Consider the following 10688-nt stretch of genomic DNA (forward strand, 5'->3'; position numbering starts at 1 on the left):
AGGCAACCATGTGATCGAAGTGGAGTTCCCATGCTCCGAATCAAAGCCCTTACCGCCGCCGCCCTCGTCCTGGTCACCGCCGCCTGCGCCGAGGACACCGCCGAACCGCAGCGCGCCACCCCCAGCTTCTCGAAGCCGCCGATCACCGTCGGCTTCCTCAACCCGAACGGCGGGCCGGTCCCGCAGCCCGGCACCGACACCGGCGTCAAGGCCGCCCTCAAGTACGTCAACACCGAGCTCGGCGGCATCAACGGCCACCCGCTCGAGGTCGTGTACTGCGACACCGACACGACCCCGGAGAAGGCGCAGTCGTGCGCCAACACGTTCGTGGAGAAGAAGGTCGTCGCCGTCATGGACGGCTACAACCTGTCCTCCAGCGCCACCCTGCCCGCGCTGACCGCCGCGCAGATCCCGCTCGTCGGCATGATCCCGTTCGACTCCGTCACCGGCGCCAAGGCCGAGAACCGGGTGTTCTTCGCCGCCCCGCAGGCGTCGTTCCTCGTCGGCGCGCTCCAGGCGTTCAAGACCGCCGGGAAGACGTCGGTCACCCTCGCGCTCGTCGACACCCCGTCGTCACACCAGACCATCGACAACCTGCTGCCGGTGCTGGCGAAGACCCTCGGCATCACCGCCAAGGGCATCTACTTCTCCCCCACCAACCCCAACTTCACCGCCGTCGCCTCCACCATCGCCCAGGACAAGCCCGACGTCGGCGGCCTCGTCGCCTCCCCCAGCGAGGCCGTGTGCACGGCGCTGGTGAAGGCGCTGCGGCAGCTGCAGTACAAGGGCGACATCTTCACCGCCGCCTGCACCGACTACATCAAGGCCGGCCCCGCACAGGCCGCCGGCGGGGCACTGTATTCCTCCAACTGGCTGCCGGTCGCGGCGAAGTACGTGCCCGCCGAGCTGCAACGGGAGCTGTCCCTGGCCACGAAGTACATCGACGGCGTCGAGGGCGGCACCGGCGGCTACTACGCCGTCGGCGAGTTCGCGCTGCTGGTGAACTTCGCCAAGGCGATGTCCAGCGCCGCCGAGACCGACCTGACCGGCCCCGGCGTGCTCAAGACGCTCAAGGGCCTCAAGGACTTCCCGAGCTTCCTCGGCCCGCGGCTCAACTGCGGCAGCGCCACCTCACCGAACTGCACCACGCAGATCCTGCTGTACGTCGTGCAGCCCGACGGCTCGGCGAAACCCGTCACGGACACCTGGATCACGCCGGTCCCGCAGGTCCTCGCCGCGATCCCAGGCGCGGTGTAGCAGCACCATGGATCAGGTCCTGCTCTTCCTCACGCTCGGCTTCGCCGCCGGCGCCGTGTACGCGGTCATCGCCACGTCCATCGTGGCGCTGCACGTCGCCACCGGGGTCCTCAACTTCGCGCAGGGATCGCTCGCGCTGTGGGGCGTCTGGGTCGTCGCCGAGCTGCGCCGCAGCGGCACGCTCGTGCTGCCGGTCGGGTCGGTGCCGCTCGCCGACGGGCCGATGTCCGCGTGGACGGCGGTGGCGCTCGGGGTGCTGAGCACCGCGGCGCTGGCGTTCGCCGCGCACTGGCTGGTGTTCCGGCCGCTGCGCGGCGCGCCACCGCTGTCGCAGGTGGTGGCGTCGGTCGGGCTGATGCTCGCGATCGGCTCGCTGGTGCCCCTGCGGTTCCGGACCGACGGCGCGCTCGCGGCGCCGCTGCTCACCGACCGGACGCTCGGGGTCGCCGGGACGCGGCTCAACGTGAGCGACCTGATCCTCCTCGCGGTGGCGTTGACCGCGACCGTGGCGTTCGCGGTGTACTTCCGCCGGACCCGCTGGGGCGTCGCGACCCGGGCCTGCGCCGAGGACGAGCGGGCCGCCCGGCTCACCGGCCTCTCGCCGGACCGGCTCGCCGCCGTCGCGTGGCTGTGCACCGGCGCCGCGACGGCGCTGGTCGCGGTCCTCGCCGCGCCGACCGTCGGGCTCGACCCGATCGGTTACATGTTCTACGTCCTGCCCGGGCTCGCCGCGGCGCTGCTGGCCCGGCTCACGTCGGTCATGACCGCGGGGCTCGCCGGCGTCGGCATCGGCTGCTTCCAGTCGCTGCTGCTGCTGGCGAGCACCGTCGACGGCTGGCCCGCCTGGGCGCAGGCCGGGCTCGGCGACGCGGTGCCGTTCGTGCTCGTCGTCGTCGCGCTCGTCGTGCTCGGCCGCGGCATCCCCGCCCGCGGCGCGCCCGGCGCGGACCGGATGCCGGCGGTGGCGCTGCCCCGGCGCCGGCTGCGAGCGGGCCTGCTGCTCACGGGCGCGGCCGCCGCCGCGATCGCCCTCACGTCCGGCAGCTGGCGCTTCGGGGTCGTCACCTCGATCATCATGGCGCTGATCGCCCTGTCCCTGGTCGTGCTCACCGGCTACCTGGGGCAGATCTCCCTCGCGTCCATGGCCTTCGCCGGTACGGGTGGCTTCGTGCTCTCCAGGGCCACCGTCGCCTGGGGGCTGCCCTTCCCGCTCACCATCCTCGTGTCGGCGGGCGTCGCCACGCTCGTCGGTGTCGCCGTCGGCCTGCCGGCGCTGCGGATCCGCGGCGCCCAGCTGGCGGTGGTCACGCTCGCCGGCGCGATCGCCATCCAGCAGCTCGTGTTCGCCAACCCGGCGCTGACCCCGTTCGAGGGCAACCTCATCGACGGGCCCACCCTCCTCGGCTGGAACCTCGAGGTGCGGCGCGGCACCGACCTGACGACGACCGCGTTCGCCGGCACGGTCGTCGTCGTGGTCGGGGTGCTCGCCGCCGCCGTCGCGCGGCTGCTCGCCGGCACGACCGGGCAGGCGTTCCTCGCGGTGCGCGCCAACGAGCGCGCGGCGGCCGCGGCCGGCATCGACGTGGCCCGCACGAAGCTCGCCGGGTTCGCCGTCGCCGCGTTCCTCGCCGGCGTCGGCGGCTGCCTCATCGGGTACAGCCGCTCGCAGCTGTCCGCGGAGTCGTTCAACGTCATCGTCGGCCTCGGCGTGCTGTGCATGACCTACGTCGGCGGCATCACCCGCATCGGCGGCGCCGTCATCGCCGGTCTCGTCGCGCCGCTCGGGGTGCTGTACACGCTGCTCAACACGACGTTCGGCCTCGGCCGGTACTACACGCTCATCGCCGCGTGCGCGCTCGTCGTCACCGCGGTGCTCAACCCCTCCGGCATCGCCGGCAGCCTCCACCGCCGGAAGGTCATCGCCGGACATCTCCACCGCAGGAAGGTCGCGGCATGACACTCCTGGAAGCCACCGGACTCACGGTGCGGTACGGCGGCGTCCTCGCCAACACCGACGTCACCCTCCACGTCGGCGCCGGCGAGGTGGTCGGGCTGATCGGGCCGAACGGCGCCGGCAAGACCACGTTCGTCGACGCCGTCACCGGCTTCACCGCCGCCCGCGGCACCGTCACCCTCGCCGGGCGGCGCCTCGACGGGCTCCCGCCGCACGCCCGCCGCCGCGCCGGGCTGGCCCGCACCTGGCAGGCGGGCGAGCTCTTCGGCGACCTGACCGTCCGGCAGAACGTCGCCGTCGCCGCCGCCCGGGGGCCGCTGCGCAACCTGTGGAGCGACCTGACCGGGCGGGCCGCCCGTGCCGGCGACGTGGACGCGGCACTGGAGATGTTCGGCCTGCAGTTCGTGGCGGACCGGCGCCCCGGCGAGCTGAGCCTGGGCCGGCAGAAGATCGTCGGGGTGGCCCGCGCCCTCGCCGGCGGGACCGAGGCGGTCCTGCTCGACGAGCCTGCCGCCGGGCTCGACACCGACGAGAGCGCCGAGTTCGGCGGGCACGTGCGGGCGATCGCCGATGCGGGCCTCGGCGTGCTGCTCATCGACCACGACATGAACCTCGTCTTCGACGTCTGCGACCGCGTGTACGTCCTGGACTACGGCGCCGTCATCGCCGCCGGCACGCCCCACGAGGTCCGCGCCGACCCGGCCGTGCGGACCGCGTACCTCGGCGCCCCGTCAGAAGCCGACGCCCCGTCAGAAGCCGACGCCGGCGCCCCTCAGGAGGTGCCCTCATGACCGCCGTCCTGAAGCTGGCGGGCGTCACCGCCGGCTACGCGGGCGTCCCCGCCGTGCGGGACCTCGACCTCGAGGTCGGCGAGGGCGAGGTCGTCGCGCTGCTCGGCCCCAACGGCGCCGGCAAGACCACGACGCTGCTCACCGCCGCCGGCGTCATCGCCCCGGCCGCGGGCACCGTCACCGCGTACGGGAAGCCGCTGCACCGGCGCGTCGAACGCAACGCCCGCGCCGGGCTCGTCCTCGTCCCCGACACCCGCGGCGTGTTCCACGGCCTGACCGTCCGGGAGAACCTGACCCTCGCCGGGCGGGCCGACCTCGGCCGGGTGCTGGAGCTGTTCCCCACGCTGGAGCCGCTGCTGTCCCGCCGGTGCGGGTTGCTGTCCGGCGGCGAGCAGCAGACGCTCGCCATCGCCAAGGCACTTGTCAGCATGCCGCGGATCCTGCTGATCGACGAGCTCAGCATGGGCCTGTCCCCCATCGCGGTGCAGGCGATCCTGCCGACCGTCCGCGCGCTCGCCGACCGGCTCGGCGTCGCCGTCGTGCTCGTCGAGCAGCACATCGACCTCGCCCTGACCGTCGCCGACCGGGCCGTCGTGCTCCACCACGGCCGCGCCGTCCTCGCCGGATCCGCCCGCCGGCTGCGCGCGCAGCGGCACACCGTCGCCGAGGCGTACTTCGGCGCGTCACCTTCTACGATCGGGAAGTCCTGATGGAACTCACCGCCCGGCAGCGCGCCGCGCTCGCGAGCATCTGCGACACCTTCGCGCCCGGCGACGGCGACGGCATCCCGTCGGCCCGCGAGATCGGCGCCGTCGACATCATGGCCGGTCTCGTGCTGGGCAACCCGCGCGCCGCCGAGACCCGGCAGTTCCTGCAGCTGCTGACGCTGTGGGACTCGCCGCTGGCGGCACCGCTGCGGGGCGGCGGGCTGCGCTCGTTCTCCCGGCAGCCGCAGGCCAGCCGGGAGGCGATCCTGCTCGGGCTCGCCGGGTCCGGCAACGCCCGCAAGCGGGCGCTGTTCCAGGCGCTCAAGGGCGCCGCGACACTCTCCTACTATCTGGCGCCCGGCCCGACCGGGCACTCGCCGCTGTGGGACGCGATCGGTTATCCGGGCCCCCTCGGTACACGAGCCGACGCCGCGGAACCACCGCTGCGGCCGACCCGTCCGGCCGGACCGACCGTCCTGGACTGCGACGTGGTGGTCGTCGGATCCGGGGCGGGCGGCGGGACCGCGGCCGCCGTCCTCGCCGCCGCCGGGCTCGACGTCATCGTCCTGGAGAAGGGCGGCTACCACGACGACCGGGACTTCGACGGCGGCGAGCTGTCCGGCCTGTCCCGGCTCTACGCGCCCGGCCCGGCCGCGACCGCCGAGGGGCAGCTGAGCCTGCTGCAGGGCCAAGGCGTCGGCGGCGGCACCGTCGTCAACTACTCCACGTCGTTTCGCACGCCGGCCGGTGTACGCGACGAGTGGGCGTCGCACGGCGTGCCGCAGTTCGCCACCGACGAGTACGACGCCTCGCTCGACGCGGTGTGGACCCGCCTCGGCGTGAACCTCGACCACGGCGCGATCTCCTCCCGCGACGCCCTCATGCAGGCCGGGCTCACCAAGCTCGGCTGGCACGTCGCGGAGATGCCGCGCAACGTCATCGGCTGCGACACCGGCATCGAGTGCGGCCGGTGCGGCCTCGGCTGCCGCATCGGCGCCAAGCAGTCCGTGGCGAAGACCTGGCTCGTCGACGCGCAGCGGGCCGGCGCGCGGCTGCTCGTCGGCGTCGACGTGCGGACCGTCACCGTCGCGGCCGGCGCCGCCACCGGCGTCACCGGGCACACCGCCGACGGCTTCCCGGTCACCGTGCGCGCCCGGGCGGTCGTCGCCGCCGCGGGCAGCATCCAGACGCCGGCGCTGCTGCGCCGCTCCGGGCTCACCAACCCCAACATCGGCCGGCACCTGCACCTGCACCCGGCCACCGGGGTCTGGGGCACCTTCGCCGAGGAGGTCCGCCCGTGGGAGGGCGGGATGCAGACGCGGTACTCCACCGAGCACGCCGACCTCGACGGCCGCGGCCACGGCGTCATCTACGAGACGGCCGCCACCAACCCCGCGATCGCCGTGTCGTTCATGAGCTGGCGCGGCGCGCGGTCGCACCTCGCTCAGATGCGCGCCCTGCCGCACCTCAGCGGCGTCGGCGTCATCACCCGCGACCGCGACGCCGGCCACGTCACCGTCGACCGCGACGGCGAGCCCGTCGTGCATTACCGGCTCTCCGCGTACGACGCCGCCCACATGCGGGCAGGGATCGCCGGCGCGGCCCGCATCGTGGAGGCCGCCGGCGCGCTGACCGTCTTCTCCGGCCACCAGCGCGGCCTGACGTGGGAGCGCGGCAAGGGCTCGATCGACGACTTCATCGCGTACACCGGCGGCCTCGGCACCGCGCCCGGCGAGCTGTCGATGGCGGCGCTGCACATCATGGGCGCGGCCCGCATGGGCGGCTCCAAGGCCACGTCGGCCACGGACCCCGACGGCGCGACGTGGGAGGTCCCGAACCTCGTCGTCGCCGACGCGTCCTGTTTCCCGGCGTCGTCCGGCGTCAACCCGATGATCTCCGTCGAGGCGATCGCCCACATGAACGCCCGCCGCCTCGCCGCGACGCTCCGCAGCTAGGATCGGTGGCGTGACGCTGCCGACCCCGACCGTGGAGCGGCTCGCCCACTCCGTCGCGGTCTTCAACGGGTACGCCAACGCCGACCGGACCTGGCTCGACTTCGTCGCGCGGACCGCGCCGGGTGCTGACCTGTCGCGGCCGCAGCACCGGCGGCTGCTGCACCGTTGGCTCAACTCGTGGGGGTGCCGCATCCGGTACCCGCGCGACGGCGAGCCGGACCTGTTCGACGCCGGGATCGCCGGCTGGTGGGCCGCGTCCGCCGCGACCCTGCCGGCCGGCCCGCTGCGCCTGGTCTCCGACGCCGACCTGGCCGCGCTCGGCACGGCGTACGCCACTCTGTCCGCCGTGCCGGCCGGTCCCCGCCGCACGCTCGGCCCGACCGCCGCCGCCAAGGCCCTGTACGCGCTGCGCCCCGACACCGTGATGCCCTGGGACGCCGCGATCGCGGTCGCGCTGCACGGCGCCCGCGACGGCGCGGCCTTCACCCGCCACCTTACCCTGGGCCGCGCCTGGGCCGCCGCGCTGGTCGCCGCGACCGGCGTCGACGACGCGTCGCTTCCCGCGTTCCTCGGCCGCCAGTCGGTCTCGCTCGCCAAGCTCCTCGACGAGTACACGTACGTCCGCATCACATTGGGGCACGACCCGTCCTGACGGCAGCGCACGGGCGGGCGGGTCAGACCAGCAGCTGTGCCGGGAGCCGCACCGCCGCCACGACCCCGCCGCCGGGGGCGGGCGACAGCTCGACCGTGATGCCGTGCCGGGCCGCCAGGCAGCTCACCGCGTAGAGCCCGACCCTCAAGTCGTTGGGTTTGCCGGGGCGGGCGAGCTGGTCGTTGAGCTCGGCAAGCTGATGGGGCGAGATCCCGATCCCGTCGTCCTCGACGGTGATGCGCAGGCGGTCACCGACCTTGCGAGCGGTCACGTCGACCATCGAGTTGGGCGGCGAGAAGATCGTGGCGTTGTCGAGAAGCTCGGCGATCAGGTGGACCACGTCGAAGACCGCGAAGGCGGCGATGCGCTGACGCTGGTCGACCGCGATGTAGCGGACTCGGGAGAAGAACTCGATCTCGGACTGCGCGCTGCGCAGCACGTCTGCCACGGGGGCCGGTTCGTGACGGCGGCGGACCGGGGCCGCGCCGGCGACGGCGAGCAGGATCTCGTCCGACCGGCGGATCCGGGCGGCCAGGTGGTCCAGGTGCAGCAGCTCCGCCAGCCGGTCCGGGTCCTGCTCCTGGTCGGCCAGCTGATGCACCGCGGCGCGCAGGCGGACGCCCAGGTGCGCCGTCCGGCGGACCATGGTGCCGAACATCGCCGACGTCATGGCCTGCGCCTCGGCGGCACGCAGCGCGGCCGTCGCGCGGAGCAGGTGGACGTAGACGTCGACGGCACCGGGGTGGTATCCGCGCCGCACGGACGGGAACTCCGGCGGGTCGGGGATGCGCGCCGATCCGTTGGCGAGGGCCGTGTAGGCGCGGTTGAGATACTCGTCCACCGCCGCAGGGTCGTCACCGCGGCCGTCGGCGGCGAGGCCCGGCGGCGGCAGGTCCAGCCCGGCCGGCGCCCAGGCGGGACGCGGGAAGGGCACGGACGGGACCGGACCGTCGACGTCCTGGTCGAGCAGGCGCCCTGCCGCGGCCCGGTTGCCCACCGGGCCGCGGGTCAGCTTCTGGTGCCGCCGCTCCGCCAACTCCAGCCGCTTCGCCGCGTCGTGCTCGGACGCCGCGCGCAGCGCTCGCAGGTGCGCCACCTCCGCCCCGATCTCGGCGGCTTCGGCCTTCGCTTCGTCGGCGGCGTGCTCGGCGGCCCGCAGCCGCTGCTCCGCCTGCTCCGCGGCGAGCACGGCGAGGACCGCGTCCTGCTCCGCCTTCGCCCTGGCGACGGTGGCCGCCTCGACCTGGGCCTTCGCCTCGGCGACGATCTCGTCGTACTCCTGCTGGGCGGCGCCGACGATCTGCTCCGCCTCGGCGCGTGCGGCGTGCACGCCGCCCAGGTCGAGGGTGTCGCCCTGCGGCGCCAGCGGCTCGTCGGGGCCGGCGTCGGCCGGGTGCGCCGACAGCAGGGCCCGCGCCGCCGCGACGACCGGCGGGATCTCCTGACCGGCCAGCTCCTCCAGCACGCGCCTGGCGGTCACCGCACGGCCCGGCTGGCCGCCGAGCCACTGCCCGAGGGTCGTCACGGCACCGAGCCGGACCTCGGGGTGCGGGCTGTCGAGGGCGGCGCGCAGCGAGGCCGGCAGCGGCACCGGTTTGATCACCGCGCCGGCGAGGCTGCGGGCGAGCCAGATCTTGCCCTCGCCGCCGTAGATCCACCGCTGCGGTGTCTGCGCCGCCCGCTGCCTGCGGACGTGGTCGAACGCGTAGGCGTAGGCGTCGTCGACGGAGATGTAGCCGTCCCGGTCGGTGTCCGCGTCGCCCGACCGCAGGCCCTCGATCATGCCGGTGGTGAACACCGACCCGGCGACGAGCGCGCCCGGCAGCACCTCGCCCTCGAATGAGTACTCGCCGGCCCGGGACGCGGTGAGCACCGCACGGCCGCGGCCGCTGCTGCCGATGAGGTGCCGTTCGAGGTTCACCTCCGGCTCGCCCTTCGCCCCGTCGGAGAACGCACCGCTGAAGCAGCAGTCGAGGATGACGACCTGGCGGGCCCGGCACTCGTCGAGCTGTTCGAGCAGCCACCTCGACTCGACGCCGGTCGAGCCGAGGTGGGTGGTCCTGGAGTCGGTCGCCGCGAAGTACAGCCGTCCGCGCCGGTCCCGGACGCCGTGGCACGACAGGTACACGACGAGCAGGTCGTCGGGGTCCCGGCCGGCGAGGAAGCCCTCCACCTCGACCCGGATGTCGTGCGCGGTCCGGTCGATGAGCGACGTCACCGCGAACCCGCCGATGGCGGGGTCGGCGAGGACCTCGGCGAGCCCGGCCGCGTCGTGGGCCGGCGCGCGCAGCTGGCTCAGCGCGGGATCGGCATACGTCGCGGTGGCGATGACCAGGGCGAACCTGGGTCCAGGGGGCAGTTCAGGCGCGGGTGTTCGGCCGCGCACGCCGGACCTCGCCGTTCAGCCTCCCTGCACCACGGTGCACGTCGATCACCAACCGCCCTCCTCCGCGTCACCGTCCGTTCTATCACTCACCGGAAAGGCGCGGCGCGGCAGAGGGTGCGGGCCCGACGCCCGCACCCTCCCGACGGCTACTCGAAGCGTTCGCCGCGGGCGGCCTTGTCCAGCAGGAGCTGGGGCGGCTCGAAGCGGGTGCCGTAGCGGGCGGCGAGTTCCGACGCGCGGGCCACGAAGCCGGGCAGGCCGCCCTGGTACTGGTTGGCGTACTGCAGCACACCGCCGGTCCAGGCCGGGTAGCCGATGCCGAGGATGGAGCCGACGTTGGCGTCGACGGCGGAGGTGAGGACGCCCTCCTCCAGGCAGCGGATGGTCTCCAGGGTCTCGACGAACAGCATCCGCTCGATGAGGTCGGCGAAGGGGACGTCGAGGTTGGTGCCGCCGAAGGCGTCCCGCAGCCCGGGCCAGAGGCCGGTGCGCTTGCCGCCGGCGTAGTCGTAGAAGCCGGCGCCGCCGGAGCGGCCGGGGCGGCCGGCGGCGATCAGGCGGTCGATGACGGCGTCGGCGGCGTGCGGGGTCCAGGTGCCGCCGGCGGCGACGACCGCGGCCGCGGTCTCCTGGCGGATCTTCTGGGGCAGGGTGAGGGTCAGCTCGTCCATCAGCGCCAGGACCGGCGCCGGGTATCCGGCCTGCGAGCTGGCCTGTTCGATGGTGGCGGCGGGGATGCCTTCGGCGAGCATCGAGACACCCTCGTTGGTGAACGTGCCGATGACCCGGCTGGTGAAGAACCCGCGGCTGTCGTTGACGACGATCGGCGTCTTCTTCAGCTGCCGCACCACACCCAGCGCCCGGTCCACGGCAGCAGCCGAGGTGGCACTCCCGCGGATCACCTCGACGAGCGGCATCTTGTCCACGGGCGAGAAGAAGTGCAGCCCGACGAAGTCCTCCCGCCGCGTCACCCCCTCGGCCAGCAG

General features: G+C 74.2%; 8 protein-coding genes. 6 read left to right on the forward strand and 2 right to left on the reverse strand.

Annotated features, from left to right (window positions below; translation table 11 throughout):
- The first annotated feature begins 30 nt into the window (after positions 1-30).
- The 6 genes from AB0I21_RS44355 to AB0I21_RS44380 are packed head-to-tail and all read left to right on the forward strand — an operon-like array spanning position 31 to position 7316.
- On the forward strand, positions 31-1257 hold the full coding sequence (locus AB0I21_RS44355) for an ABC transporter substrate-binding protein (protein ID WP_360569965.1): 1227 nt from the start codon (positions 31-33) through the stop codon (positions 1255-1257).
- 7 nt (positions 1258-1264) lie between these two features.
- Positions 1265-3214 (forward strand): ABC transporter permease, encoded by a 1950-nt coding sequence (locus AB0I21_RS44360; protein ID WP_360569967.1) that lies wholly within the window; start codon positions 1265-1267, stop codon positions 3212-3214.
- On the forward strand, positions 3211-4002 hold the full coding sequence (locus AB0I21_RS44365) for an ABC transporter ATP-binding protein (protein ID WP_360569969.1): 792 nt from the start codon (positions 3211-3213) through the stop codon (positions 4000-4002). The genes AB0I21_RS44360 and AB0I21_RS44365 overlap by 4 nt, the downstream gene beginning before the upstream one ends.
- Positions 3999-4712 carry an ABC transporter ATP-binding protein gene (locus AB0I21_RS44370; RefSeq protein WP_360569971.1) on the forward strand — a complete coding sequence of 238 codons (714 nt, stop codon included), beginning with the start codon at positions 3999-4001 and terminating at the stop codon, positions 4710-4712. Before AB0I21_RS44365 ends, AB0I21_RS44370 begins: the two co-directional genes overlap by 4 nt.
- Positions 4712-6664, forward strand: a complete 1953-nt coding sequence (locus AB0I21_RS44375) for a GMC family oxidoreductase N-terminal domain-containing protein (protein WP_360569973.1) — start codon at positions 4712-4714, stop codon at positions 6662-6664. Before AB0I21_RS44370 ends, AB0I21_RS44375 begins: the two co-directional genes overlap by 1 nt.
- Before the next feature lie 10 nt (positions 6665-6674).
- Positions 6675-7316, forward strand: a complete 642-nt coding sequence (locus AB0I21_RS44380; RefSeq protein WP_360569975.1) for a hypothetical protein — start codon at positions 6675-6677, stop codon at positions 7314-7316.
- A gap of 22 nt (positions 7317-7338) precedes the next feature.
- Here AB0I21_RS44380 and AB0I21_RS44385 read toward each other — a convergent pair whose 3' ends face one another.
- On the reverse strand, positions 7339-9702 hold the full coding sequence (locus tag AB0I21_RS44385) for an ATP-binding protein (RefSeq protein WP_360569977.1): 2364 nt from the start codon (positions 9700-9702) through the stop codon (positions 7339-7341).
- Positions 9703-9848: 146 nt separating this feature from the next.
- The coding region (locus AB0I21_RS44390) for a 3-hydroxyacyl-CoA dehydrogenase family protein (RefSeq protein WP_360569979.1) at positions 9849-10688 on the reverse strand (840 nt) is incomplete at its 5' end.

Origin of the sequence: Dactylosporangium sp. NPDC050588, from assembly GCF_040654975.1 — a bacterium.
GTDB classification, from domain to species: domain Bacteria; phylum Actinomycetota; class Actinomycetes; order Mycobacteriales; family Micromonosporaceae; genus Dactylosporangium; species Dactylosporangium maewongense.

Bases quoted from the DNA above. Each gene is read 5' to 3' on its own strand.
- AB0I21_RS44355 (WP_360569965.1), top strand. From the start codon at position 31: ATGCTCCGAATCAAAGCCCTTACCGCCGCCGCCCTCGTCCTGGTCACC.
- AB0I21_RS44360 (WP_360569967.1), top strand. From the start codon at position 1,265: ATGGATCAGGTCCTGCTCTTCCTCACGCTCGGCTTCGCCGCCGGCGCC.
- AB0I21_RS44365 (WP_360569969.1), top strand. From the start codon at position 3,211: ATGACACTCCTGGAAGCCACCGGACTCACGGTGCGGTACGGCGGCGTC.
- AB0I21_RS44370 (WP_360569971.1), top strand. From the start codon at position 3,999: ATGACCGCCGTCCTGAAGCTGGCGGGCGTCACCGCCGGCTACGCGGGC.
- AB0I21_RS44375 (WP_360569973.1), top strand. From the start codon at position 4,712: ATGGAACTCACCGCCCGGCAGCGCGCCGCGCTCGCGAGCATCTGCGAC.